The organism is Limnothrix sp. PR1529 (assembly GCF_002742025.1).
In the GTDB taxonomy this organism is placed as follows: domain Bacteria; phylum Cyanobacteriota; class Cyanobacteriia; order CACIAM-69d; family CACIAM-69d; genus CACIAM-69d.
Genome location: NZ_LIRO01000045.1, coordinates 79,847 through 105,537 on the forward strand (window position 1 = coordinate 79,847; position 25,691 = coordinate 105,537).

Consider the following 25,691-nt stretch of genomic DNA (forward strand, 5'->3'; position numbering starts at 1 on the left):
GCCAGGCATGATCACTCTCCGGTACTACCGATTTTGGAAGTCTCAACCCTAGAAATCTGCGCAAACTGGATTTCAAGATAGCCGTTCCATTGTCCTTCTTTCTTTTGGGTTTCTATGCAAGGTTCCGCAGTTGACTCTCAACAGTCGATCGCCCTCGAAAGCACTAGCCATGGCAGCGAGGAACATCATCCCGATTTGCGGCTGTTTGGCATTGCTCTGTTTTTGGTGGCGGAGGCGATGATCTTTTTGGGCCTGTTTGCGGCCTATTTAACCTTTCGATCGGTTGCGCCCAGTTGGCCCCCGGAAGGCACGCCAAAGCTGGAACTATTGTTGCCAGGCATTAACACCCTAATTCTGATTTCCAGTAGCTTCGTGATCCACAAGGGTGATGATGCCATTCGGGCCAATGATGTGAAGGGAATGCGCCTATGGTTTGGGATCACAGCCGCCATGGGGGCCATCTTTTTGGTGGGGCAGCTCTATGAATATTTCCACTTGGAATTTAGCCTGACCACCAATCTGTTTGCGAGCACTTTTTATGTGCTAACGGGTTTCCATGGACTGCACGTTTGCTTTGGGCTGTTTTTGATTTTGGCGGTGTTGTGGCGATCGCGCCGTGAAGGTCATTACAGCAACCAAAGTAAGTTTGGGATCGAAGCAGCCGAACTCTACTGGCACTTTGTGGATGTGGTGTGGATTGTGTTGTTTGCGCTGTTGTATTTGCTGTAGCTGTATTGCCTGAAGGCTTATTGGCTGAAGGTTTATTGCCTGAAGGTGTATTGGCTGTAGCTGTACCGGCCACAAAAACGTGGGGCGATCGGGTGAACGTTGGTTAATTGGTTAACCGTTGCCCCCAAACCCATTCCAAGTTGGCGACCCAAATGAGGGCGATCGGGAGGAGATCCCCGATCGCCCTCTGTGCTGAATGGGTGATGCCTGAAGCACTTCGCCGTTTCGTTAAGGAATCTTACATTTTCCGTAAATTCCGTTAATGTAAGAGCAGTACCTTACGCAATCAGCCCGGGATCGCGCTCAGGATGGCTATTGAACACGGCATTGTTCTTGACTTTGCAACCGTCCTTGGAACCTCCGCTATTGGCGGATATATCGCCAATAAGCTCCGACAGCCGGTTATTTTGGGCTATTTGGTGACGGGTCTCATTATTGGTCCCTTCGGCTTGCAATTACTCAGCGATGCAGCCCAAACTGAAGCCCTCGCGGAAATTGGGGTGGCGTTTCTGCTGTTTGCGTTGGGGATGGAATTTTCTCTCTCAGAATTGGGGCGCGTTCGCAAAATTGCGATCGAGGGTAGCCTGCTGCAACTGGGCTTAACCACCGCGATCGTGGCGGCGGCCACCACGCTCACCGGCTGGGCAAAGGATTTGCCCGAGGGGGTGTTTTTGGGGGTGGTGTTGGCCCTGTCGTCAACGGCGGTGGTGCTGAAAACCTTGAGCGATCGGGGCGAAACCAACACCCCCCATGGTCAAGTGATGCTGGCGATTCTGATTGCTCAGGACATCGCTTTGGGATTGATGTTGGCGGTGCTACCCGCCTTGACCCAACCGGAAGACTTGGGGCAGGCGTTGGCGATCGCCTTGCTGAAGGCCTCGGCTTTTTTGGGGGCGGCCATTCTGGCGGGTAAGTGGGTTGTGCCGCGCTTGATGAGCGCAGTGGCGGCCACGGAAAGTAATGAAATTTTCTTGCTGACCACGATCGCCTGGTGTTTGGGCGTGGCTTTCGTGACGGCGGAACTGGGGCTGTCGATCGAGATGGGAGCCTTTGTGGCGGGTGTGACGATTGCCGAACTCGACCAGGCCGATCAGGCGCTCTCGAAAATTTTGCCGTTGCGGGACACCTTCGCCAGCCTCTTTTTTGCCTCGATCGGGATGTTAATTGATCCCCACCTTTTGATCGAAGAAATTTTTCCCATTTTGGGACTGGTGGTGTTAGTGATGATCGGCAAAGCGGCGATCGTCACTCCAGTGGTTTTGCGATTTGGCTATTCCTTTAAAACAGCAGTTTTTGCCGGATTTGGCATTAACCAAATTGGAGAATTTTCCTTCATTTTGGCAGCCCAAGGTTTGGCCATGGGCTTAATTGATAAGAAGCTGTATTTGCTGCTACTAGGAACCACCGCGATCGCCCTAATGCTCACTCCGCTGTCTTTGGCCACCGCGCCTTGGATCGTGGACGTGGCGGGACGTTGGTCTTGGGTTAACAAGTATTTTTCGGGTCTGGGGGAGCCAAAATTAACCTCCATGCCGGACGAACTGGCTGGGCAAGTGGTGGTGGCGGGCTATGGGCGAATTGGTCAAACCATCGTCAAAGTTTTGCGCGATCAAGGCTATCCAGTTTTGGTGATTGACAATAGCGAAGCCGTCATTAACAAACTGCGGGAAGCGAAAATTCCTTACCTATTTGGGGATGCGGATTCGGAGTTGGTGTTAGAAAAAGCCAGGATCGATCGCGCCAAGGCCCTGGCGATTGCGTTACCCGATCCCGCCAGTACCCGCTTGGTGTTGCAACATGCCCTGAAGATTGCCCCGGATTTGGATGCGATCGCCCGGGCCCGCGATGGTGCGGAAATTGAGCGGCTGACCAATTTGGGAGCCAAGGAAGTGGTGCAACCGGAGTTTGAAGCGGCTTTGGAGCTGACTTCTCATCTGCTGCTCACCTTGGGTGAAGATGGCGACGATGTGCGCCAACTGACGGGGACGATTCGCCAAGACTGCTACGGCATCAACCCACCCCCCCAAACCTTAGCCATTGAGCCGCAGGCCGAGCCGGAACCCCAGGAAATGGCGGCCTAATTAAGGTTGTTAAGATCTAAAACACCGTTGAGGGCTACGGCCCAGCGATCGCCCGGGAGCAACCGGCTCGATCGACCCGAGAGCTGTTGATGACCCTCCACAGGCGACGCAGGCCGTTGGTCTAGTACAATCAACGGCTATGCGAATTTTGATCTTGGGCGGAACAACCTTTCTGGGGCGGCATCTGGTGGATGCGGCCGTGGCTCGCGGCCATGAGGTCACCATCCTGACGCGGGGGCGGCGCAACCCGGAACCCTTCCCAGCAGTGGAGCGGCTGGTGGGCGATCGGCTCACGGATGACCTGGCCGCCCTGAGCGATCGCACCTGGGACAGCGCGATCGACACCAGCGCGATCGTACCCCGAGCCGCTCGCTACACGGCCGCCCGGCTCCAGAATGCGGTGGGTCACTACGTTTACCTATCCAGCATTTCCGTTTACGAAGATTTTGGGTTGCCGGGGATCACGGAAAACGATCCCCTGAGATCGCCCCTCTTGGATGACCAAGCCTCGATCGAAACCGGCGATGATTACGGATCCCTGAAAGCAGGTTGCGAGCAACTGTTGGCCGAGACCTTTGGCGATCGATTGTTGGTTGCTCGCCCCAGCTTGATCGTGGGGCCCTATGATCCCACCGATCGCTTCACTTACTGGGTGCGTCGCCTGGCCCAAGGGGGTGACGTGTTAGCCCCATCGCCACCGGAACAGTGGGTACAACTGATCGATGCCCGTGATTTGGCTGCTTGGCTAATCAAAACCTGCGAAACCCAGCGATCGGGGGTCTACAACGTTGGCACTGCCGAAAAATCCCTCACCCTAGACAAAGTGTTGGATGAATGCGCCCGAGTCACCCGCAGCGATGCGCTAATCGATTGGGTGCATGAGGACTTTCTGCTAGAAGCGGGGGTTGCGCCCTGGACAGAGCTGCCCCTTTGGATCCCCAGCAAGGAAGCTCCCATGCGCGGCTTCACCAGCATGGATACTCGCCGGGCGGCGGCCGCTGGTCTGAAATGTCGCCCCCTGGCGGGCACGGTGCGCGATCTGTGGTCTTGGGATCGATCGCGCCAAGCGGATTTAAAGGCGGGTCTTTCGCCGGAACGAGAGCAGCAGCTTTTGGCACAGTGGCGCGTGAACCAAGCTCGCTGGTTGTAGCGGTGTGGATGGGCGGCTGAGTACAATCGGCAGCCAAGGAGCCAGGTATTCGGCCGATTTTGCTGCCAAATCATGAAATTTCGCGATCAAATTTTGCGATCAAATTTCGCGGTGAAATTTCGCGATGCAGTTTTACCGCCCCAACGTTGGCCGGGCTAGGTTTTGGTGTCTACCTGTTGATGGCGCTGCCTGTTGATGGCCTCGGGTTGGCGATCGGTTCGTGACCGTTGACCCGATCGCCCCCCGTAATTTGCCTACCGTGATTTGCCCACCGCGATTCGCTCACTGTGATCTGGATCGCCTTGGGGATCTGGATCAGTCACGCGGGGGCTAGAAAGCAGTCACCCAAAGACCTTGAGCCGATCGCCCCCGCAAAACCAAGGAATCACGACCGGAGGGGAGGGCGATCGCTGAATAGATCGGTAATTCTGGCAATCATAACGAAAAGAATTCACCCACCCGTCTGACCTCCATCGATCGGGCGCGTGAGTTCAACTCCCCGCATGGCCCACGGGGCAGCGGGGTCTAGCGCCACGCCTCTGATCGCTTGTTAATCACTTGCTGATCGCTTGTTGATTGCTTGTTGATCGCTTGGCGTTAGGCGTTTCAAGCAATTGCAAAATTGCCCCTTGATTTAACCGCTGTCGCCGGGGAAGCATCGCCGTCTAGACCCAACTTTGAGCCAATGATTGCGAAAGTCCCCACAACCCCCAATTCCATGGAGCCTTATTTTCGCCCTCCCGATATTTCTGCCCGGGCCAAGCGGCGATCGCTGGCTTGGGTGCTAACGTTTCCGTTTGTGAGCCTTTCCTGTGCGGCGGTGGTGGTGGCCGGGGCCCTGTCCCTGTGGGCGGGAGAGCAATCAGTCCAAGAGCTGTCCGATCGCCTGCATCTGCAACTCCGGGAACGGATTCGCGGTGGCCTAGCCCAATACTTTGAGCAACCCAAGCGGGCCACCCGGCTGTTTCTGATGGCCCTCAACTCGGAGTTGGTCTCTCCCCAGAATTTGCAACAGGTGGGGCAATATAGCTGGCAATTACGCCAGGCCTTCGATGCCAGCTACATCAACTTCGGCTTAGCCACGGGGGAGTTTGCAGGCTCCGGGGTGGGGCGGGATGGGCTGATTGTGGGGGAGCGATCGGCCGCCTTGGGTTGGCGCTATGAGGAATATCGGGCCGATCGGCTGGGTCGTCGCCAGCAACGACTGGGGGTGTATTCCTATGACCACCGCAAAGAACCCTGGTATCAGGCGGCCATTCGGCGCAACCGTCCTGGCTGGAGTGCCATTTACGCTTGGGATAGCACCCCAGAGTTTGTGTCAATTAACTACGCCGTTCCCTTTCGCGATCGCCGTGGCCAACCGATCGGGGCGATCGGGGTTGACCTGTTGTTGGCCCGCATCAGCGCCATGCTCAAGGAGTTGAACGTTCACCCAGAATTAACCATCACCATTCTGGAGCGGAACGGAAACTTGGTGGCCAGCAGCAACGAGCAACCCCTGTTTGTGCTCAAAACGTCCGAACAGGGATCAACCTTGGAGCGGATCACTGCCCGCACCAGCAATGATCTGCGATTGGTCGCCGCTTTCGATCATTTGAATCAAAAAGGCGGTTTGGGGGCCGTGGTTAGTCCCCTATCAGAAACCTTCCAGGTCGATCACCAAACCTATCTCCTCTGGACTTCCCCTTGGCGGGATTCCGATGGACTCGATTGGGTGATTGTGGCCACCGTGCCTCGATCGGCCTTCATGGGGCAAATTGAGGCAAATCGCCGCGTCACAACCCTGCTCTGCGGTTTGGTGATCGTCCTGGCTGTGTTTCTGGGCCTGGTGATGGCGCGTCGTTTGGGGCGGCCCGTGCAGTCTCTGGCCGGAGCGGCTGGCCAGTTGGCAGCCGGTCAGCTTAATCACCGAGCGGAAACCTTTGATATTCGCGAATTGGATGAGCTGGCCCAGGCCTTTAACCGCATGGCCGACCACCTCCGCAATTCCCTGATTGCTCTGGAATCCGCCAATCAAACCCTAGAAAGTCGGGTGACCACCAGAACGGCCGATTTAGCCCAGGCCCTTGAGGATCTCAAAAGTGCCCAAGCCCAACTGATTCAAACTGAAAAGATGTCCAGCTTGGGGCAAATGGTGGCGGGCATTGCCCACGAAATCAATAATCCCGTTGCATTTATCCATGGCAACTTGGGGGTATTGCGGCAATACATTGAAGAACTCACGGATTGTTTAACCCTGTTGGGACTCACGCAATCTGGGGCGGGATCAGGGGCGATCGACCCGGCAGCCAATGCCACCATCGACACCGAGGAATTAACCTTTGTGCTGGATGACTTGCCGAACCTGATCCAATCCATGGAGGAAGGGACTCGACGGATTCAGGAAATCGTGCAGGGCTTGCGTAATTTCTCACGTTTAGATCAGGTAGATCTCAAACCCGTGAGTTTGCACGATGGCCTCGACAGCACGTTGCTAATGTTGTCTCATCGCCTAAAGCGGTATAGCGATCGCCCAGAAATTCGCATCGTTAAGCAATATGGCGACCTACAGCCCGTTTGGTGCTATCCCGGGCAGCTCAACCAGGTGTTCATCAATCTCCTCAGCAACGCGATCGAGGCCCTCGATCAGGCCTGGCAGCAGCAGATGGCTCAACAAAGCTCAGGAGAAACTGCCCGGTGGACACCCACCATCACCCTGCAAACGGTGGCCCTGAAAACCGACCAGGGCCCCCAAGCAGAATTGGTCATCCAAGACAATGGCATCGGCATTTCCGAAACCATTCGCCATCGGTTGTTTGATCCCTTCTTCACCACCAAGCCGGTGGGCAAGGGAACCGGACTAGGGCTAGCGATCGCCTATCAAATCGTGGTCGATCGCCACGGGGGCCAAATCAACTGTGAATCGACCCTGGGGCAGGGAACCACGTTTCGGCTGCGGTTGCCGGTGGGGCAGCCAGCCGCTGACCCGATCGCGTAGGGCCCCTTCTCAATTCGGATAAGTCAAGAAAACCTGACATTTTCTGAAGTGGGTTTTGCACATCCGGATCAATATGTCATGAAATCTTGATATTAAGCTTGATCGCCCTCGACGGGTGGGGATCGAGTTCAGTAGGATAACGGCCATCAAGAGCTGAGATTGGGATCGCCCATCCCAAACCGTGCCCAAGGCATCATTGCTGCTATTGACGTGCGATCGCCCTTTGATGGCCTGCCCTATACGCTGAGGAGCTTTCGAGTTGATGAGCGCGCCCAAAGAACGTCCACCCCTAGAGGAAATGACACTGCGCCAACTGCGCCGTGTTGCCAGCGAGTTAGGTATCTCGCGCTATAGCCGAATGCGGAAAGATCAGCTTTTGGCCTCCATTCAGACCAAATCGGCTGGTCTGCCGGCATCTAGCCCTACGCCACCCACCGCCCCGCCAGCCATCGCCCAAGTTATTCCCGTTCGTACCATTGAGGCCCAAGAAGCTGTGGAAGCTGCAAAATTCGACCTCGGACAACCGAACAACCTCGCCGACCTCTCCGAAGAGCTGATTTTGGATCCGGAAACTCTCTCCGGTGTTGATGAAGGATTGCCCGACCTGCCCGGTGGCTATGGCGAAAGTCGGATTCTTCTGTTGCCTCGCGATCCCCAATGGGCCTACACCTATTGGGACATTCCCAACGAGCACAAAGCTGAGTTGCGGGCCCAAGGGGGTCTTCAGCTTGCGTTACGGGTTTATGACGTGACCGATTTGGACTTGAGTGTCCAACGGGCCCACACGGTTCAAGAGTTCCCCTGCGATGAATTGGCTCGGGAATGGTACTTGCCCATTCCGATCAGCGATCGGGACTACGCGATCGAAATTGGTTACCGCTGCGGCGACGGCCGGTGGCTCGTGCTGGCGCGATCGGCCCCGGTTCGGATTCCGCCCGTGTATCCCTCCGACTGGATCGAAGACGTATTTGTAACCGTTGATTGGGAACAGGATCTGCGCGGCACCACCGTGGCCACCCTGATTCCTCCCGCCCAAAAAGCCGCCCAAGCCGCCGAAAACGCCATTTACCAACAGGTGTTTGGAATGGCCGCCGGAGTCGAAGCCATGCGTGTGGCCGGTTCCCTCTTTGGTTCCATGCAGCATGTGCCCGGTTCCGTTCCCGCAGGCTCGATCCAGCACCTGGGCGAGCAAGCCATCAGCTCCTATGTCTTCCCCTCGGGCGTGGGCATGTGGGCTGGTGCAGTGGGTGCGCCGGGTCTGCCGGGGGCCCTGTCGGCCTCGGGAATGGGCATGTCCGGTGTGGGCATGATGATGTCCGGGATTGGGTTTGGGGCTTCGATGCCGCCCATCCGCCCGCGTCAATTCTGGCTGGTGGCCGATGCGGAACTGATTGTTTACGGAGCCACGGAACCCGATGCCACGGTGACGATCGGCGGACAACCGATCAAACTGAATCCCGATGGGACATTCCGCTTCCAGATGTCCTTCCAAGACGGCATGATCGATTATCCAATCATGGCGGTGGCGGCCGATGGCGAGCAGACGCGATCGATTCACATGAAGTTCGAGCGCCAAACGCCCGCCCGCAACACCAACAGCAAGGAAGAAGCCAAGTTAGAGTGGCTGTCTTAAGGGCAAGCTAATCTTGCGCCAATCTCATGTCCGTTTTGAGCTGGTTTGCATTCTTTGATTCAACCAGTTTCTAAACAGTTGTTACTTGGTGCTGGAGTTCTTGCTCGCGTCCATTAACTCGTTCTAGTTCCTCGGATCGCCCATGACCTCGTTGCAGGTTTGGGCGATTTCTGATGTTTGCCAAATTAGTTGTTCACAAAAATTTAAAAATCCATAAAGAATCTATAGAAAATCCCTGCATGATTCATACAAAGTCATTCATTAATCGTCACTGATCAATGGTCACGACTCAAAAGTCATGACTCAAAACACGATTAGAAACATGATTAGAAACAAATCAAGGCAAACGGAAACAAGGCAATTGTCAACTATGATGCAAAAGCAGGAAAAGCGTAATGATTTTTTATCGTATTTTCACATCATTATTTGATAATTCGTCATCCTTTTGAGTCTAATTAGGTCTGATATTGAAGATTTTTGACAAAACCGGTGTTTCAACGGAAAGCCCTAAAATCAATTCGTATTCTGGAAGTATATTGATGGGCAGAGCAACGGGGCATAGCTAGCGAGGCAATCATCCTCATCACTCACTGCCCGATCGGGTGCATTTTTAAACCGGACTGAAAATTCTGCTCCAACCCCAGGAGACCCTTAGCCAGCGCTCCGATGGCTCAACATCAACTGGATCAACATCAACAAAATCAACAAACGCGATCGGCCCCACGGCCATAGCTCAATCGTCAGGGAACAAACAGCCCAATAACCCCGATTTCAATCGCTGAGTGGAGTTGGTGTTGGATTGGAAAGTGTGCCAAGACCAGTGATGCGGCTTCAGGGTGAATGCTGAGACTATGGAGCGATCGCCTCAGGGAAAGTTTTAGCGGGGAGGATTGGGGCGATGCAAGGATGGGTGGAAATGTATCAACAAATTGCACAGGTTTTGGGGGCGATCGGGGGGCGATCGGGGCGTTGTCCCGGATTGGTCATTGATAGCCAAATGGTGCGCGATCGCCTGAGTTCCGTAAACACAATGCTGATTGATCTATTGCAGTCCTTAATTTTGGCCGCCAGCTTGGGTTTTCTGATTCCCGTGGCGGGTTTGGGCATTTTGCTGCTGGCGATCGGGGTTTGGGTTTACGTGCCGGTTTTGAATATGATTGCGGCCACAACATTGCAGCACATCATTTTATTTTTAACTGTTTTTGGTAATGGCTCCCCCATTCAAGGCACGTTGGTCATTGGGTTGGCCTGTAGCTTTGTTTGCGTTTTATTTGATGCGTTTGTGTTTTATCAATATCGCAACCTGCGCCGAGAAGGATAAGAGCCGAGAAGGATAAGATTTGGGGGCAAGTTTCTCCTAGTTATTTTCCCTAGCAAGATTTCCTGGAAATTTGCCCTAGCTTAATCCTGTGGCTGCCGGACTCTAGGGATCAGAAACCACCGCTTGATACTTTCGTGGTGAGAGCTTCAGCCTGCCAGCGCGATTCCAAAGTGATTCCAGAGCAATTCCAGAGCAATTAACTTGGATCTTGACAGACACAAAAAAAGCGCACGATCGTACGCCTTTTTGGTCAGAAGATAATGAAAATCTGAGTTGATCTAATTCAGGAAAGCTGCGTTGAACTGAGCTGAATCAGTGGGCGATCGCTCCCGATCGCGCGCTCAAATGTCCAGTCGTTGAGCCACAACCTAGACAGGAAATCTCAGGTCATTAAGCTCAGAGCAACTTAGAGAAACTCAGCGAGGCTGGGACAGAATTGGACGCTTTTGGACAATTTTGGATGAGGACGGGGTTCAACAGGCTGGTTTTCAGCCTAGGCCTAGCCGAAAGGTGTCGTGCTTTAGCGGAAACCAACAGCAGCTTGCCACACAAAGGCCAGCGCCAGGAACAGCAAAGGGATAATCGGCAGAACGTCAACCAACGGCGAGAAGGCGGAGTAAGCTTCGGGCAACTTGGCCAACAGCAAGGCGGCTTCCATTGTGGGTATCCTCTCCAACACGAATTTTATTAAAAGCTGCCGAAAATTTTATCAGAAAACAGGGGTTCCAGCCCCGCCCTTTTGGGGCTGCAACGATCGCCGCCTGTCCACCACAATTGACCGCTGGCCGATCGGGATCCGATTCTGAGCCAGGAAAAACCGGAAAAAACACGAAAAAAGCGCCGGCTCTGTCGGACGGCGCTTTAGCTGTGCTGAGTGTGCTTTAAGGGCTTTAGGCATCTCAGGGGTTGCCTAGAAACCGCACTGAGATGCAAAAGCGGTGTGGATTTGACTGGCGCGATCGCGAGGGAATTGTGATGCTTCAGCCCGATTGTTGGAGTTGTTGCCCTTGGGTGGATGGCGGCCAAAGGGGTTGACCGCCGACCCGAAACGATTGCTGTAACTGAGTTTTAGGAGATCAAGGCAGCCTTCAGGACTGAATCCTGTAATCTGCTGACCCCACTACACCAGTGTGGACAAATCGTTCACTATCTCCACCCGCCCACGACGAATCGATCGCAAAAGACGATCAATAGAGGCTCGTTCCTCTTCCGTGATCGAGTCGTCCAGGAGCGCTGCGAGCAAGCCGTAGCGATCGGCGAGGGTGAGGCGACCGGTCGCCGTCACTTGGGCAAATAACTCGGACAATGCAAAGGGCAATAGTCGAACGGGCGGTTGCATAATTCACCCCTGCATCGACATTCGCAGTCGAATCTACGTTTCTAATATGACGCTTTGGGTGCGCTGGCCAGGTGATTCACCCCAGTAAGAAAGCGTGATCATTGCGGAAGATCAAGGCGATCGCAATAGACCGTATTCTGTGATACAAATCTTTACTCGCTGCGATCGAGATCGTCATCAGGCGTGCATTGTGTCACTGAGCTTCTTCAAGTCCGTCAGCGACAGGGCTTGCGCCAAGCTGCTCTCGAAATGGCGATGCTCCAGGTATTTTTTAGAGAAAAAGCCATTCTGAGTCGGTAATTTGGCAGATTTTTCTAAAATTTTCCTTAAATCACTCTGAAAATCATTCTGAAAAAACATCGGGCGCTAGGAACTGCAACAGTTCGATAGCGCCCGATGGGAAGAGGTTCATCAACAGCTATTTGGAATACGAGCCTAGTCGGCACTGGGCAAGCGCCAACCGGGTTTGACGACTTGGCGCGATCGGGCAATCACCAAGGCATCGTCGCTCACGTCTTCGGTGACCGTGGAACCGGCGGCGATCGTCACGTCTTGGCCAATGGTGACGGGAGCCACCAGCACTGTGTTGGCACCGGTTTTGCTGCGATCGCCGATCGCGGTGCGGTGTTTGTTCACGCCGTCGTAGTTCGCCGTGATCGTTCCTGCGCCGATGTTGACCCGATCGCCCAAGGTGGCATCACCCAAATAGGACAGATGGGAGGCTTTGGTGTTGCTGCCCAATTGCGCATTTTTCAGTTCCACAAAGTTCCCCAGGCGACAATCAGGGCCCGTGCTGGCATGGCCGCGCACATGGGCAAAGGGCCCCACTTGGTTATTAGGGCCAATTTCGCTGTCGGTGACCACGGAATAGAGCACTTGGCAGCCGTCCCCGATCGTGGCGTTTTCAATCAGTGAGCCGGGGCCGATTCTGGCTCCGGCTCCGATCGAGCTGTGGCCGCGCAGATGGGTTTGGGGTTCAATGATCGCATCGGGGCCGATGGTGACCGTATCGTCGATCGTGATGCTGCTGGGATCAATCAGGGTCACGCCCGATCGCATCCATTGCTCCTTGGTGCGTCGTTGCAACACCTGGGCCGCCGCCGCCAGTTGCACCCGATCGTTAAATCCCCAAATTTCCTCCGGATCGGCCACATCCAAAGCCATGACCGGATCCAAGGCCCCGATCGCGTCGGTTAAATAATATTCCCCTTGGCTATTGTCATTTTTGAGCTGGGGTAAAAAAGCCGCCAATGCCGACCAGCGAAAACAATAAATTCCGGCATTAATTCGGCAATTTTGGCGTTGCTCGGGGCTGCAATCTCGGTCTTCGATAATTTCTTGGACAATCAAATTCTGATCACAAAAAACGCGACCGTATCCCTGAGGATTCGCCAGTTGTGCTGTCAGGATGGTGGCAGCATTTTGATGAGTTTGATGAACTTTCAGAAGGTTGGCTAGGGTTTCTGGGCGCAAGAGGGGCACATCCCCATTCAGCACCAGCAAATCACCTTCATAGTCCGCTAAAGGAGCGAGTAATTGTTGAACGGCGTGGCCGGTTCCTCGTTGCTCCTGTTGTTCCACAAATTCCATTTGCGGCCAGGCGGCTAAGTGCGATCGCACTAAGTCTGCTCGATGGCCAACAATGGTCAGGCATCGATCGACCGATAATTGAGACAGGCTATCCAAGACTCGGGCGATCGCGCTTTTGCTCCCCAATTCATGTAACACCTTGGGTAAATCAGATTTCATGCGCGTGCCTTTACCGGCCGCAAGAATCGCAACGGCAACCACAGGAATTTCCTCAAAAAACAACAAGAAAGAGCAACAGAAGAAAACAGCGAAAACAAGCAGCAAAAACAAGCCATTTCGCCAGCAAATTGCTCAAGCAAACCGGGCCAGAAAGCGGAGCCAGTGACCAGAGCAAACAGGGCAGACGATCGCCCATTCAGCCGCAAAACCACCGGGCGAACAAGCGTTTTGGCCATCCCTGGCAATTTTGACCAGGAATCGATCGTGTTCAACAACGCTCTACAAGTATCTCTCTACCCGTATCGATACCAGTATCGATGGATGATTTATGGGTGAAGATGATCCTGATGATCCTATAGGTGATTGATCGTGATCTATCGATGAGCCAGACAACAAGCCAGACAGCAAGCCAGACAACCGTTGCCGCTTGCCCAATCTCGACAACACCATAGCCGTTGATTTGCCCTGAATTTACCCGAAATTCGCTGGAAAGAACGGCGCGATCGGGGAACTCCCGCGCTAGGCTGGATGCGAATCCTTGGCGGGTTTGCCCCGGTGCTGGGCCCTTGGGCTTTGGCTCCGGCCGCCGCTCGATTTTGCCCATCCGTTCGATCGACCCGTTTTCTCAGGAGCAAGCAACATGCCTGACTTCGGTAACTTGGTGCAAAAAGCCCTGTATTTGGGTGTTGGCCTTGCCAGCTATGCCGGTGAAAAGGCCAGTGAAACCTTCACCGACTTGCCCAGCAAACTGCAACAACTGGCCGATGAGATGGTGGCAAGAGGCGAGATGTCCACCGAAGAAGCTCGCCGCGCCGTGGAAGCCCTGATTCAACAATCCCAAGACAGCGCCCCCAGCCGCGAGCCATCCGCCGGCCAAGAGCCGCGCCGCATTGAAATTTTGGACGCGGAAGTGAGCGCAGATCCGGCCAATGGTGGGGCCAATCTGGATGCCATGCGCCAAGAAGTGGAACGGCTCCAGGCGGAATTGCGACGACTGCGGGATCAGGCGGGATCCTAGTTACCGTTTTCCTCGCGATCGGCCATGGGCGATCGCCCCAATTCCCGCAGGGTGGAAACGGAAGCAAAGGTGGCCACCAAATAGGGAACCATGTAAGTTAGCCCAATTTTGGCGAGGCGATCGGGCGGACAGTCGCGCCGCAGCAGAGCATCGCCGTGATTAATGCCCACCAAGATCGTGCCCACCAACAGCGAGGTACGCAGGGCCCGCTGCACTACGGAGCGCTGGCGGGCCAACAGCCACCAATCGGGCCCGCTGGCGGGCAGCTTGGGGGAAGCGGGAGCCTGGGGTGGACTCAAGCGGGGCGATCGAGAATGGGCGGATGGTTCAGGTTGCGGGGGAGATACCAAAGGAGCCATAACGTCAGCGGATAAGAACCCAAAGTAGGAGATCTGGACAGCAAGATCCAGCAATCCCCTCGTTATCATGGCCTAAACGTGGCTCTCCGCTGGCTTAGCATGAACCATTTGCCGCGCAAGCGTCATCACCGCGTCATGTCTGTACCATAACCCCGTCAAACAAGCTGACTAGATTGGGGTCAAACAGGCCAGAATGGATAAGGACACAGCCCGATGACGTTTCGACTGCCGAAAGCTGCCATGACATCTCCCAACGATCGCCCCGATCGGGTGCAATTTCAAAATCCCCCCAATCGTTCCGGCGGCGGATCGAAGGCCCTGCTCTACGTTTCCCTAATCCTGTTTGGGGCGGGGGCGGCTTTGGCAGGGGTGCGGATGGTGTCGCCTAATGCTTGGGGAATCTTAGCCAATGGGGGCGAGCCGGCCTCCCTGCCCAACACCAGTTCCGTGCCGGTGTCGCTGCCGTTGGGATCTGCCGCCAATGCCAACAACCCTGGCAACTTCGTCACCACCGTGGTCAATCGCGTGGGGCCAGCCGTGGTGCGCATTGACTCCGCCCGCACCGTTCGGAACGAAATTCCCGGTGAATTTAGCAATCCCTTTTTCCGTCGCTTCTTTGGAGAAGAAGGGCCCGCCCCCCAGGAGCGAGAAACCCGTGGCTCCGGTTCGGGCTTTCTGGTGACCAATGACGGCAAAATTTTCACCAATGCCCACGTGGTGGAGGGAGCCACTTCGGTGACCGTGACCTTGAAGGATGGGCGCAAGTTTGACGGCAAGGTGGTTGGGGCGGATTCGCTGACGGATGTGGCGGTGGTGCAAATCAACGCGAAGGATTTACCGACGGTCAACTTGGGCAACTCTGACCAGTTGCAACCGGGACAATGGGCGATCGCGATCGGGAACCCCCTGGGGCTGGACAACACAGTCACCACCGGAATTATTAGCGCCACCGGGCGATCGAGCAATCAGGTCGGCGTACCGGACAAGCGGGTGAACTTCATCCAAACCGACGCAGCCATTAACCCCGGTAACTCCGGCGGCCCGCTGATCGATGAGCGGGGAGCCGTGATTGGCATGAACACAGCCATCATCCGAGGGGCCCAGGGGATTGGCTTTGCGATTCCGATCAATCGGGCCCGCCAAATTGCCGAGCAACTGGTGGCCAAGGGCCGGGCAGATCACGCCTTCGTGGGGGTGCGGATGGTGAAGCTCACGCCCGAACTGAAGCAGCAGATCAACGAAGACCCGAACAGCAACGCCAAAATCGAACTGGATGCGGGGGTGCTGATTGTGCAAGTGATGCCCCGATCGCCCGCTGCGGAGGCGGGTTTGCGCCCCGGAGACACGGTGTTTCAGATTGATGGCAAGGTGGTGGAAGATCCCAGCGAAGTGCAGCAAATGGTGGAAGCCACGGGCATAACCCGTCCTCTCACCTTTGCCATCAATCGCAACGGTCAAAACCTGTCATTGCAGGTGAAACCCCAGGTCATGAGTCCCGATCGCGCCAATGAGTGATGAGCAAGCGGTGGGATAACGGGCGATCGAGTTCTTGATTCAAGATTGCTCGATCGCCCCATCTCTGCCCCGCTCATGGATTCCCGGCCGGATGGCTCTTTAGAGATGGGTATTTAGAAGCGATCGACTCCCTCAACCAATCGCTGCGCTGGAGCCTGAGCATTCGCCGCTTCCCCACAGGTTTTTGGTGTGGGAAATACCTTGTCGGGATTGGCTAAGCGCAAGGGATCAAAGGCCGATCGTAGCCATTGCATCGTCTCCAGATCCGCCGCCGAAAACATATCGGGCATATAACAGCGCTTCTCAGCACCAATGCCATGCTCGCCGGAGATTGTGCCGCCCGCTTGCACACAGCGCTTGAGGATTTCGCCGCCCATTTCCTCCACCGCTTCCAGTTGTCCCGGCACAGACTTATCGTATAAAACCAATGGGTGCAAATTGCCATCACCCGCATGGAATACGTTGGCAACTTTATAGCCGTATTCCTCACTCAGTTTGGCAATTTCTTGCAAAATCCAAACCAATTTGCCGCGCGGTACTACACCATCCTGCACATAGTAATCGGGGCTGACATGGCCAGCAGCGGCAAAGGCGGACTTACGACCTTTCCAGAGTTTTAAGCGTTCTTGGGGATCTGTGGCGATCGCAATATTTCGCGCCCCATTCTCCCGACAAATTTGGGCCACGCGATCGGTATTGGCTTCCACTTCCACCGCCAAACCGTCTAACTCAACCAATAGAATCGCCTCCGCATCTCGGGGATAGCAATTGGTTTTGGCCACATCCTCCACCGCATTGATACTGAGGTTATCCATGATTTCCATGCCACCAGGAATAATCTTGGCGGCAATGATGTCAGCCACACTCTTGGCCGCCGCGTCCATACTGGTGAAATCCGCTAGCAAAACAGCAATTTCATCGGCGGTTTTCAAAATTCGTAAGGTCACTTCTGTGGCAATGCCTAACGTGCCTTCGGAACCGACAAAGATCCCCGTCAAATCGTAACCGGGCATTTCTGGAACGGCGCTGCCCACTTCCACAATTTCCCCATCGGGCAACACCAATTTCAGACCCAAAACATGGTTGGTGGTTACGCCATATTTGAGGCAGTGAACCCCGCCGGAATTTTCTGCTACATTTCCCCCGATCGAGCAGATAATTTGACTCGATGGATCGGGCGCATAATAAAATCCTGCACCGCTCACCGCCTGCGTCACCCAATTGTTAATCACCCCCGGTTGCACCACCACCCGTTGATTGTCCAAATCCACCTTCAGGATTTGTTTCATCAGCGCCGTGACAATCAGCACCGAATCTTCGATCGGGAGTGCGCCGCCGGAGAGGCCCGTGCCCGCCCCCCGCGCCACAAAAGGCACGCGAAACCGGTTGCAAAGCTTGACCGCCGCCGCCACCTGCTCCGTGGTGCGCGGCAACACCACCAGCGCCGGCCGATGGCGATAGCTGGTTAACCCGTCGCATTCGTAGGTCAGCAGTTCATCTTTGCGGCGAATCACAGCCCGATCGCCCAAGGCGTTCACAAATTCCCGGGCGATCGCCTCCCAATCGGGGCGAGTAGCCGATAGCGACGGTGCAAAAACCATGGTTGGTGATCTTTCCAAAACGGCAGCAAATCTCTGCTTACTATAACAATTTTGGACTGCTGAATTTTAATTGGTTTTAGGTAAGAAGATGGCTGCTATTCAAAAGTCGGAGGCAGACTATTTATAGAATCAAAGTATTTACATCATCAGCAGTCAAGAAAAATCAGGAGCCTATTACTATAAAGTATTGCAATTATTAATTTGCCATTTGATTTTAGTTGATTGACTTGCTTCAATTTGTTGATTTTATTTGAGCTTGCTTGGTATCGATTGGATCATCCAGGCAATCACGTTAGGTGCGACTCTGAAGCGATCGGGCTAGAATTCTCGCAAGTGTGGCGCGCGGGGCGATGTGGGGCTTGTGATGGATTTTGGATCGATTCTCTCGCCCGAGAAATGGTGGTTGGCGGCAGTGACGTTGTTGTTGGGGATCAACACGGGGCTGATTTTGCCGGCCCAGTTTGATCCATCGGCGGCGATGCGTCGCAAGTTGGCCGTGATTGGCATGGCGATTCTGAACGGAATTCCTGCCCTCTTGGCTGGCGTGTTGTTGTCGCAAGAGCAACCGAATTCGCAGCTCTGCCAAGCTTTGACGATCGGGGGTGCGATCGTCGGTGTAGCGACGCTGGCGATTTTCTTTCGGGGGCCCAAGGCTGTCGTCACGGCGCACGATCGCCGATCGGAGTTGTTGGGGGTGCTGAGGGAGGAATATGGCCAGAGGGAAAGGGACTCGGTATTAGGGAACTCGGCTGCCCCTGTGCCTTTGGAGCCGCCGCGATCAAGGCCCTTGGTCTACAAGTTGTTGGGATTGGGGCAGGAGCGATCACTATCAGGACTGAATGACTTGCTCACAGCGTTTGATGAAGCCCAGCGGCAGGTGTTGATTTTGGGGGAGCCGGGGGCGGGCAAAACCACGCTGCTGGTGGCGTTGGCGAATCGATTGGTGCAACGGGCGATCGAGGACGATCGGGAACCGATTCCGGTGATTTTGGAGTTGTCGGCTTGGCGGGCGGGCGAGTCGCTGACCGATTGGGTTGTGGCGGAGGTGGCGGAACGCTATCGGCCGCTGCCGGCCGCGCAGGTGGCGGACTGGCTGGCCACTGGGCAACTGCTGCCGCTGTTGGATGGGTTGGATGAGCTAAAGGATCGCCAGGGCGCGGCGATGGTGGCGATTAATGAGTGGGTGTCGCAGTCGCTGAAGTTGGCGGGGGTGGTGGTCTGCTGTCGGCGAGCAGAGTATGAAGCGGTGGTGGCGGCGGAGAACGTGACCCTGGAGGAGCGGCTCAACAAGCGGATTGAGTTGCAGCCGTTGGATGAGGCAACCATTCGCGCCCATTTGCATGACTGTGAGCGGGATTTTTTGTGGGCAGAAATCCAGCAAGATCGCGCTGGGTTTCGGAAGTTGGCGGAGTCGCCGTTGTTGTTGGATTTGATGGTGGCGGCTTATGACCAGCCGGGGAAATGGCAACTGGAACTGCCACGAAATTCACATGATTTAGAAACCCATTATCTCGATTGTCGAGATCGCCTGCTGGATGATTATTTTGAGGCGAAGTTGCATAGCGTTGCTCATCCCAAATACAAGCCAGCCGATACGCGCCGTTATTTGGAATGGTTGGCGCGATCGATGCGCGATCGCAACCAAACAGAATTTTTGATCGAATATATACAGCCGGACTTATTGGGTGATCGGCGCAGTATGCGCCGATATCGCCTGATTTTTGGGCTGATTTTTGAATCGGACGCAATTCAGCCAACCGAAAGCATTGACCTTTCTCCTCAAAATATTCGATCTGCTTTGAGGCAAGGGCTGATTTATGGGCTGATTGTTGGGCTGATTGTTGGGCTGATTGTTGGGCTGATTGTTGGGCTGATTTTTGGGCTGATTGTTGGGCTGATTTTTGGGCTGATTTTGGGGCTGAGAGGGGGTCGAGTGCGTCGCCGCACTCGCCCTAATGAGGGAATGATTCAAGGCATCCGTAGCGCCCTCATCCTGGGATTCATATCTTGGCCCGGTTGCCTAGTGCTGTGGTTTTCTTTGATTTGGTCTAGGTATACCAGTTCTGCGCTTGATCTCTCTAACCTGAACCTTGATAACACCAATTTTGGCTTGGCTGCTGGTCTGATTTTTGCTACCGGATTGGCTGCATTGTTTGGTTTTTACATTGCTGATGGCTATGTATTAGTGCAACATGGTTGCTTGCGCTGGCTGCTGGAGCGTCAACAGGCCATTCCCCGCAACTATGGAGAGTTTCTGGTTTTTGTGGCCGATGACTTGCAGTTGCTAAAGCGCTCCGGTGGTCAATTTCGCTTCTACCATGACCTGCTTCGAGAACGCATTGCTCACCCCTTCCCTCGTCAGCCCATTGTGGAAATGCCTACTCGTCCTCGATGGCAAACTGCACTAATTGCCACAGTTGGTCTGTCACTCCTTGGAGTCAGCGCATCGAGCCTTGAGTTAAGTCTCAGCCAAAACAATTACTTTCTAATTCAGCCACAGGATGTGATTTGGCAAGATCAAATCTTTTATAGATTTCAATCCAAAAAGCGAAGCGACTTGGTTCGTGCCTGGATGCGATCCTTAGATCAGAAGAATCGTTTTTTTTATAGGTATGACACTGCTCAAATCATTGGGCTTCCGGGCGAAACAATTGCCGTGAAGCAAGGCAAATTGCTGGTCAATGATGTTGCCTATGGCGATCGCTATTCCGCGCTGAAATTTGCCAAAGACTTGCAGCCCAAACGATTACCAGGCGATCGCTACTTGGCGATTCGGCAAATTGATAATCGCGTTGACTATATCTTGCTCGCTCCCGAAGACATCCAAGCCAAAATGCTGTTTCGGATCTACCCGTTCGATCGCTTCGGGCCGATCGAGCCGTAAAGCAGCGATCAGCCCGAAAGTTTTAAACCCTAGGATTCGGCTAGCTCAGATAATTCAAGCCAACGCTCGGTTCCTTGATCAATTTGGTGACTGAGATCTGCCAGCTTTTGCGATAATTTCTCGACCTCGCTGTAGCCACTGGGGGGATTTTCATAGAGGCGCTTTTCAATGGTCGCTTTTTCCTCTTCCCACTGGGGTAAATGGGTTTCCAAATGTTCCAGTTCACGCTTTTCTTTGTAGGACAATTTGCGCGATCGCCCCTTAGGCGCACTACTTTGATCCAGCTCTGGCGTGTTTGCAGCACTAGCCTTCTTCTCAGCCGATCGCCCGTTTTTCTCGGGGGCATCGCTAGACACATCGGGCGATCGCAAATCCAAATACACCGAATAGTTACCGGGATATTGGCGAATCTGACCGGCTTGCTCAAAGGCAAAGATTTTCTCAACGGTGCGATCGAGAAAATAGCGATCGTGCGACACCACAATCACGCAGCCATTAAACTCCTCCAAATATTCTTCCAACACCGCCAAGGTCTGAACATCCACATCGTTGGTCGGCTCATCCAAAATCAGCACATTCGGCGCTTCCAGCAACACCTTCAACAGGAATAAGCGCCGCCGTTCGCCGCCCGAAAGTTTGCTGATCGGCGCATATTGTTGATCGGGCGGAAACAGAAACCGCTCCAACATTTGCGAGGCGGTGATGATTTGCCCGTCGGCGGTCTTCACCAGTTCCGCCGTTTCCTTCAGGTAATTCAGCACTCGCATATCACCCTTATCAGACAAGTCATCGGAGTGCTGATCAAAATAGCCAATTTGGATCGTGCTGCCCCGATCGACCTGGCCCGCTGTGGGTTCCAACTTGCCCATGATCAGGTTCATCAGCGTTGATTTACCCACCCCATTACCGCCGATGATTCCCACGCGATCGTCCGGCAAAAATTGATAGGTGAAATCGCGAATCAAGACCCGATCGCCCACTTCATAGGTCAAATTCTCCAGCTCGATCACCTTCTTACCGATCCGCCGGCCCGCCGTGGCAATTTCCACCTTGCCCGAACTGGCTTTGAATTCCGTTTCGCGCATATCTTGGATCCGATCAATCCGCGCCTTCTGCTTGGTACTGCGAGCCTTTGGCCCCTTCTTCAGCCACTCCAGCTCCCGCCGCAATACCCCTTGAAATTTCCGCTGGCGGCTATTTTCTGCCGTTTCCGCTTCTGCCTTTTTCTCTAGGTAATAGCCATAATTACCGGCATAGCTGAACAGATCACCGCGATCGAGTTCCAAGATCCGATTCGTCACCCGATCGAGAAAGTAGCGATCGTGCGTCACCAACAACAACGCCCCGCGAAACTGTTGGCGCAAATAATCTTGCAACCAGTTCACCGAGTCCGCGTCTAGATGGTTTGTTGGCTCATCCATTAACAACAAATCCGGCTGGGCCAACAACGCCGCCGCCAACGCAATTCGCTTCCGATAGCCCCCGGAAAGCGTCCCCACCTTCGCTTCGAAATCCTCGATTCCTAACTGGGACAGCACAATTTTTGCTTGGGTTTCCAATTCCCAAGCGCCCGCCGCCGCCATCTTGTCGCCCAGGCTGGCCAACTGCGCCATCACCAAATCCAACTCCGGCCCCGTAGTGTGGCCCAGCCGGTGGGACAAGTCCTCGTATTCCCGCACCAGCGCCATTTGCTCGCCACTGTCGGCAAACACCTGCTCCAGCACCGTGCGATCGGGGTCTAGCGGTGGATCCTGGGGCAAATAGACCAGCCGATAGTTGGGGTTCACCAGTCGATCGCCCCGGTCGATCGGTTCCAGCCCCGCCAGCATCTTCAGCAGCGTGGACTTGCCCGAACCATTGGTGCCAATCAAGCCAATTTTGTCCGTCGGCTCAATGCTAAAGGTTCCATCCCGCAGAATTTCTTTGATTCCAAAATCCTTGTGGGCATTCTTCAGAGACAGCAGACTCATGCGATCGGGCAGGGGCTAAACACTACTGTCTATGATTCCACGGCCCGCCGCGATCGCCCCCACGACCTTTGCTACGATCGACCCATTGCCCCGACACCGACTAGCCCCATGACCGCGACCCTCAGCCCCGCCGAGCGCCAAGACTACCAAACCCTGCTGGCCGAATATGGCCCCGGTCTGCGGGCGATCGATGCCCTCGATCAACACGATGGCGACCTGATCAGCGCCGTTGAAACCCTCTGGAATCAGTTAGAAACCCCTAGCACCTTTGGGCGCGGTCAAAAACTGTGGGAAACCCTTTTAAAAGTCTTGCGAAAAGAACTCTGCGGCAATGAAGGTGTGCGCGCCCAGTTTCAGGAATACACCAAAAATCCCGGCAGCGCGCCCCTGTTAACGGGCTTAATTGTGTCAGTGACCACAGCGGCGGGCTTACCGATCGACCCAGCGATTTCCACAATTGTGGTGTTGTATTTGCTCAAGATCGGTCTGAATGTTTTTTGTGAGTACACCGAACCCAAACCTGAATCATAGCCGGTCTATTTCTTCACCACCAATAGGTCAAGTAGGTTGGGTTGAGCAGTGCGAAACCCAACGCGGCCACCGCTAATTCTTGCTGGAATTAATCGATCGCGTAGCCCGTATATTGCCGAACGGTGGGAGCATGGAAAGCCAAGACGATGTGATCTTTCGGAACTCCCAACTCTGTTAGCTCATTGGCAATTCCGCCTTCAATGCCATCGTAGTGAATCCAGATTTTTTGGTTCCGAATTTCGGCATGAACTAGGCAGCCATGCACTCGTCGATTCTCTTCCCAGCCTTCTTGCATGAGCAGGAAATGATTGCGATCTTGGTCAACCACCAAATAGGTCGTCACATCTCCATAGCGATAGGGCAACTTGGCATAATCACTAAGGATTTTTTCTAGGAGCGATCGCCATTGATCGAGTTTAGGAGCTGTCTTGACTTCTAAGGCTTCCATTCTGCAATTTTCTCCGTTTTTGCATCAAAAACAACCAAATGAAAACCCGGTTCTTCTAATAAAAGTTGACCGATCGGCTCTTGAAAAATCGTATTAAAAGTTTCTTGAGTCACGGCCAAATACAGAATCCGATCGGGTTCGCGTTTCTCTAGAGCGCGAGCATACATAAAAAACTGTCCCCAGGCATTTTCGAGATCGCTGACAAGAGAGGCGCTGAGAAAGCTTTTAATCTCGATCGCAATCTTTTCGGAACCGCGTTCAGCCGCAATCAGACGTTCTGCACCCAAATCGACAAACACCGATCGCGCACCAATTTTTAGAATCAAGGGATCATCCGTAATCGTCCAGCCATCATCAATTAGGGCATTGCAAACAGTTTGGTGATAGAGATCTTTAGCAGGCATGACCCTATTTTAGTTGAGTAGTCGAGTAGGTTGGGTTGAGCCTCGCGAAACCCAACGCAAGATCTAGACCATACGATCGATTAGTTTCAGAAAATAGCGTATTGATTGTGTTGGGTCTCGTGCCTCAACCCAACCTACCGATCTTGCCCCTCACGATCGGCTAGTGCCTTGGTGAGGTTGTTAGGATGGGCGGAGTTGCTGGCCCGATCGCCCCACCTATGCCGACTATTCAGATCCGCGAAACTGCCGCCACCGTTGATGGATTCACCGCTGAAGTCACGATCGCCCAGGATCTCAACACCGGCCGCGCCTATCCCGTCACGTTGCGGAACCCTTTTCAGAACGACGAAGAAGCGGATCTGGAATTTTTCTTTGAGGAGTGGTATCAGTTCCCGACACTCGATCGGGAGCGGGCCGATCGCGCTCGGGCGGCGATCGCTCAATACGGTCAAGAGCTGTTCGAGCAACTGCTGAAAGCGAACCCCGATGCCTACGCGGACTATCGGGAACTGAGGCGATCGCACTGCTTTGAGGGGGGCGCGGTGACGATCGAAATCCTCGGCTCGCCGGAATTTCAGGGGTGGCATTGGGAAGCCCTGCGCGATCCGGAGTTGTCGGAACCGCTGTCACTGATGACCCCGATCGTGCGGCGCGATCCGAAGCGATCGGTTGCCAATCCGGCCCGGGTGCAGCCGTCCGGGTGGCTGAATTTGTTGGTGGTGACGGCGCGGCCCGGCTGGAGTCGGGATGTGAACTACCGGACGATTTCCCGGCCCCTGGTGGAGGCGATCGCCAATGCTCAGTTGCCCGTGAAGGTGGCGCTGTTGCGGCCCGGCACTTGGGAAGCGCTCGAACGCCACTTGCAAGCCGTCGGCCCCGGTTTCTATCACGCCGTTCACTTCGATCTGCATGGGTCGGTGCTGACATACAACCAAGCCAGCAAACTGCTCGATCGCCCCGCCCAAGCCAGCGGCCAAACCTTTCGGCGCGGCTATGGTTTGGGGGATTTACCCGAATATGAGGGCTATCGGGCGTTTTTGAGCTTTGAAGGGGAAGCGGCCGGCCAGTCGATTTTGGTGGAAGCGGCGGAAGTGGCAGACCTGCTGCAAACGCGGCAAATTCCCCTTTGCATTTTGAATGCTTGCCAGTCCGCCAAGCAGATCAGCGACGGCGAGGGGCCGGCGGCGGAAACCAGCCTGGGGGCCAAGTTGCTGGAGGCGGGGATGCAGGCGATCGTGGCTATGCGCTATTCGGTGATGGTGCGGGCGGCGGAACTGATGATGACGCGGTTCTATCAGGCGTTGTTTACGGAGCAGCCGGTGATGGAGGCGATTCGGTTGGGGCGGCGGGAGCTGTGGCAAACCAAAACCCGTCCCGGCCGGTTCAACATGCCGATCGAGCTGGAGGATTGGCTGTTGCCGGTGGTCTACAGCGGCGGCACGGTGAATTTGAATTTGCGGCCCCTGACTGCCGATGAAGAGGCGGCCCGGTGGACGGCGGAGGCGGAGCGCGATCGCTTTGAGCCACCGACCTATGGCTTTGTGGGACGGGACACGGACATTTTGGAACTGGAGCGGCGGTTGTTACAGCCGGAGCGCAACGCCCTGTTGTTGCAGGGGATGGGCGGCACGGGCAAAACCACCCTGCTGCGCTACTTGCGGGACTGGTGGCAGCGGACGGGGCTGATTGAGCGATCGTTCTATTTTGGCTATGACGAGCGGGCCCACAGCCTGGAGGAAATCGCCGCCAGCCTTTTTCAGCAACTCGATCCCGAGGGGTGGTTGCAGTTCCAGTCATGGCCCTTGGCGGCGCGGTTGGCCAAGCTGACCCAACTGTTGCGATCGCGCCGCTATGCCTTGATTTTGGACAATTTGGAATCGGTGACGGCGGCGGCCCTGTCGATTCCCAACTGTCTGCCGGAGTCGGAGCAGCGGGCCTTGGCCCAATGGTTGCGCGGGCTGGTGGGGGGCAAAACCCTGATT

At 54.8% G+C, this 25,691-nt stretch carries 20 protein-coding genes; 11 read left to right on the forward strand and 9 right to left on the reverse strand.

From position 1 onward, the window contains the following. Nucleotides 1–114 precede the first annotated feature (114 nt). The 6 genes from AMR42_RS07580 (at nucleotide 115) to AMR42_RS07605 (ending at nucleotide 9,891) form a co-directional block, all read left to right on the forward strand. On the forward strand, nucleotides 115–729 hold the full coding sequence (locus tag AMR42_RS07580; RefSeq protein WP_099532848.1) for a heme-copper oxidase subunit III: 615 nt from the start codon (nucleotides 115–117) through the stop codon (nucleotides 727–729). 308 nt (nucleotides 730–1,037) lie between these two features. Beyond that, nucleotides 1,038–2,810, forward strand: a complete 1,773-nt coding sequence (locus AMR42_RS07585; RefSeq protein WP_099532849.1) for a cation:proton antiporter — start codon at nucleotides 1,038–1,040, stop codon at nucleotides 2,808–2,810. 139 nt (nucleotides 2,811–2,949) lie between these two features. Then, complete coding sequence (locus AMR42_RS07590; RefSeq protein WP_099532850.1) at nucleotides 2,950–3,960, forward strand: NAD-dependent epimerase/dehydratase family protein; 1,011 nt, start codon at nucleotides 2,950–2,952, stop codon at nucleotides 3,958–3,960. Between the two features lie 685 nt (nucleotides 3,961–4,645). Next, the gene (locus tag AMR42_RS07595) at nucleotides 4,646–6,937 is read left to right on the forward strand and encodes an ATP-binding protein (protein ID WP_099532851.1); all 2,292 of its coding nucleotides are present in this window, start codon (nucleotides 4,646–4,648) and stop codon (nucleotides 6,935–6,937) included. 262 nt (nucleotides 6,938–7,199) lie between these two features. Continuing rightward, nucleotides 7,200–8,570 carry a DUF4912 domain-containing protein gene (locus tag AMR42_RS07600; protein ID WP_099532852.1) on the forward strand — a complete coding sequence of 457 codons (1,371 nt, stop codon included), beginning with the start codon at nucleotides 7,200–7,202 and terminating at the stop codon, nucleotides 8,568–8,570. An 898-nt stretch (nucleotides 8,571–9,468) separates the two neighbouring features. After that, nucleotides 9,469–9,891, forward strand: a complete 423-nt coding sequence (locus tag AMR42_RS07605) for a hypothetical protein (RefSeq protein ID WP_099532853.1) — start codon at nucleotides 9,469–9,471, stop codon at nucleotides 9,889–9,891. A 520-nt stretch (nucleotides 9,892–10,411) separates the two neighbouring features. Here AMR42_RS07605 and AMR42_RS07610 read toward each other — a convergent pair. From AMR42_RS07610 to glmU, 4 genes are all read right to left on the reverse strand, one after another. Further along, nucleotides 10,412–10,549 carry a photosystem II reaction center protein K gene (locus AMR42_RS07610; protein ID WP_099532854.1) on the reverse strand — a complete coding sequence of 46 codons (138 nt, stop codon included), beginning with the start codon at nucleotides 10,547–10,549 and terminating at the stop codon, nucleotides 10,412–10,414. A gap of 462 nt (nucleotides 10,550–11,011) precedes the next feature. Beyond that, nucleotides 11,012–11,230 carry a hypothetical protein gene (locus tag AMR42_RS07615; RefSeq protein WP_099532855.1) on the reverse strand — a complete coding sequence of 73 codons (219 nt, stop codon included), beginning with the start codon at nucleotides 11,228–11,230 and terminating at the stop codon, nucleotides 11,012–11,014. A 177-nt stretch (nucleotides 11,231–11,407) separates the two neighbouring features. Then, entirely contained in the window at nucleotides 11,408–11,590 is a 183-nt protein-coding gene (locus AMR42_RS21095; protein WP_099532856.1) for a hypothetical protein, read from the reverse strand. A gap of 75 nt (nucleotides 11,591–11,665) precedes the next feature. Then, nucleotides 11,666–13,021: a bifunctional UDP-N-acetylglucosamine diphosphorylase/glucosamine-1-phosphate N-acetyltransferase GlmU gene (glmU, locus tag AMR42_RS07625; protein WP_099532873.1), complete on the reverse strand. Its 1,356-nt coding sequence runs from the start codon at nucleotides 13,019–13,021 to the stop codon at nucleotides 11,666–11,668. A gap of 598 nt (nucleotides 13,022–13,619) precedes the next feature. Between glmU and AMR42_RS07635 the strand changes: the two genes are divergently transcribed. Further along, nucleotides 13,620–13,997, forward strand: coding sequence for a phasin family protein (locus AMR42_RS07635; protein WP_099532858.1), 378 nt, complete (start codon nucleotides 13,620–13,622; stop codon nucleotides 13,995–13,997). Here the strand turns inward: AMR42_RS07635 and nrtS are convergent. After that, nucleotides 13,994–14,356: a nitrate/nitrite transporter NrtS gene (gene nrtS, locus AMR42_RS07640; RefSeq protein WP_143472977.1), complete on the reverse strand. Its 363-nt coding sequence runs from the start codon at nucleotides 14,354–14,356 to the stop codon at nucleotides 13,994–13,996. The genes AMR42_RS07635 and nrtS overlap by 4 nt on opposite strands. A gap of 213 nt (nucleotides 14,357–14,569) precedes the next feature. On the opposite strand from nrtS, the gene AMR42_RS07645 reads away from it, so the two are divergent. Further along, a complete protein-coding gene (locus tag AMR42_RS07645; protein ID WP_199309156.1) occupies nucleotides 14,570–15,871 on the forward strand; it encodes an HhoA/HhoB/HtrA family serine endopeptidase in 1,302 nt (433 codons plus the stop codon). Nucleotides 15,872–15,984: 113 nt separating this feature from the next. On the opposite strand, the gene glcD is transcribed toward AMR42_RS07645, so the two are convergent. Then, nucleotides 15,985–17,472, reverse strand: a complete 1,488-nt coding sequence (gene glcD, locus AMR42_RS07650) for a glycolate oxidase subunit GlcD (RefSeq protein ID WP_099532860.1) — start codon at nucleotides 17,470–17,472, stop codon at nucleotides 15,985–15,987. 364 nt (nucleotides 17,473–17,836) lie between these two features. Here glcD and AMR42_RS07655 point away from each other — a divergent pair, with 364 nt between their 5' ends. Further along, nucleotides 17,837–20,356: an NACHT domain-containing protein gene (locus AMR42_RS07655; RefSeq protein WP_099532861.1), complete on the forward strand. Its 2,520-nt coding sequence runs from the start codon at nucleotides 17,837–17,839 to the stop codon at nucleotides 20,354–20,356. Between the two features lie 29 nt (nucleotides 20,357–20,385). Here the strand turns inward: AMR42_RS07655 and AMR42_RS07660 are convergent, their stop codons facing one another. Next, entirely contained in the window at nucleotides 20,386–22,326 is a 1,941-nt protein-coding gene (locus AMR42_RS07660) for an ABC-F family ATP-binding cassette domain-containing protein (RefSeq protein WP_099532862.1), read from the reverse strand. Here AMR42_RS07660 and AMR42_RS07665 point away from each other — a divergent pair. Continuing rightward, nucleotides 22,297–22,857, forward strand: coding sequence for a hypothetical protein (locus AMR42_RS07665; protein ID WP_199858117.1), 561 nt, complete (start codon nucleotides 22,297–22,299; stop codon nucleotides 22,855–22,857). The genes AMR42_RS07660 and AMR42_RS07665 overlap by 30 nt on opposite strands. A gap of 88 nt (nucleotides 22,858–22,945) precedes the next feature. Here the strand turns inward: AMR42_RS07665 and AMR42_RS07670 are convergent, their stop codons facing one another. Continuing rightward, nucleotides 22,946–23,305, reverse strand: a complete 360-nt coding sequence (locus tag AMR42_RS07670; protein WP_099532864.1) for a XisI protein — start codon at nucleotides 23,303–23,305, stop codon at nucleotides 22,946–22,948. Continuing rightward, on the reverse strand, nucleotides 23,293–23,709 hold the full coding sequence (locus AMR42_RS07675) for an element excision factor XisH family protein (protein ID WP_099532865.1): 417 nt from the start codon (nucleotides 23,707–23,709) through the stop codon (nucleotides 23,293–23,295). The genes AMR42_RS07670 and AMR42_RS07675 overlap by 13 nt, the downstream gene beginning before the upstream one ends. A gap of 218 nt (nucleotides 23,710–23,927) precedes the next feature. Between AMR42_RS07675 and AMR42_RS07680 the strand changes: the two genes are divergently transcribed. Then, on the forward strand, nucleotides 23,928–25,691 hold a 1,764-nt coding region (locus AMR42_RS07680), incomplete at its 3' end, for a CHAT domain-containing protein (protein WP_158234396.1).

Excerpts from the sequence above, each read along its gene's own strand:
- nrtS (WP_143472977.1), bottom strand. The coding sequence starts at position 14,356 with ATGGCTCCTTTGGTATCTCCCCCGCAACCTGAACCATCCGCCCATTCT.
- AMR42_RS07595 (WP_099532851.1), top strand. The coding sequence starts at position 4,646 with ATGATTGCGAAAGTCCCCACAACCCCCAATTCCATGGAGCCTTATTTT.
- AMR42_RS07660 (WP_099532862.1), bottom strand. The coding sequence starts at position 22,326 with ATGAGTCTGCTGTCTCTGAAGAATGCCCACAAGGATTTTGGAATCAAA.
- AMR42_RS07635 (WP_099532858.1), top strand. The coding sequence starts at position 13,620 with ATGCCTGACTTCGGTAACTTGGTGCAAAAAGCCCTGTATTTGGGTGTT.
- AMR42_RS07590 (WP_099532850.1), top strand. The coding sequence starts at position 2,950 with ATGCGAATTTTGATCTTGGGCGGAACAACCTTTCTGGGGCGGCATCTG.
- AMR42_RS21095 (WP_099532856.1), bottom strand. The coding sequence starts at position 11,590 with ATGTTTTTTCAGAATGATTTTCAGAGTGATTTAAGGAAAATTTTAGAA.
- AMR42_RS07605 (WP_099532853.1), top strand. The coding sequence starts at position 9,469 with ATGCAAGGATGGGTGGAAATGTATCAACAAATTGCACAGGTTTTGGGG.
- AMR42_RS07615 (WP_099532855.1), bottom strand. The coding sequence starts at position 11,230 with ATGCAACCGCCCGTTCGACTATTGCCCTTTGCATTGTCCGAGTTATTT.
- glcD (WP_099532860.1), bottom strand. The coding sequence starts at position 17,472 with ATGGTTTTTGCACCGTCGCTATCGGCTACTCGCCCCGATTGGGAGGCG.
- AMR42_RS07585 (WP_099532849.1), top strand. The coding sequence starts at position 1,038 with ATGGCTATTGAACACGGCATTGTTCTTGACTTTGCAACCGTCCTTGGA.
- AMR42_RS07670 (WP_099532864.1), bottom strand. The coding sequence starts at position 23,305 with ATGGAAGCCTTAGAAGTCAAGACAGCTCCTAAACTCGATCAATGGCGA.
- AMR42_RS07645 (WP_199309156.1), top strand. The coding sequence starts at position 14,570 with ATGACGTTTCGACTGCCGAAAGCTGCCATGACATCTCCCAACGATCGC.
- AMR42_RS07600 (WP_099532852.1), top strand. The coding sequence starts at position 7,200 with ATGAGCGCGCCCAAAGAACGTCCACCCCTAGAGGAAATGACACTGCGC.
- AMR42_RS07655 (WP_099532861.1), top strand. The coding sequence starts at position 17,837 with ATGGATTTTGGATCGATTCTCTCGCCCGAGAAATGGTGGTTGGCGGCA.
- AMR42_RS07580 (WP_099532848.1), top strand. The coding sequence starts at position 115 with ATGCAAGGTTCCGCAGTTGACTCTCAACAGTCGATCGCCCTCGAAAGC.
- AMR42_RS07675 (WP_099532865.1), bottom strand. The coding sequence starts at position 23,709 with ATGCCTGCTAAAGATCTCTATCACCAAACTGTTTGCAATGCCCTAATT.
- AMR42_RS07610 (WP_099532854.1), bottom strand. The coding sequence starts at position 10,549 with ATGGAAGCCGCCTTGCTGTTGGCCAAGTTGCCCGAAGCTTACTCCGCC.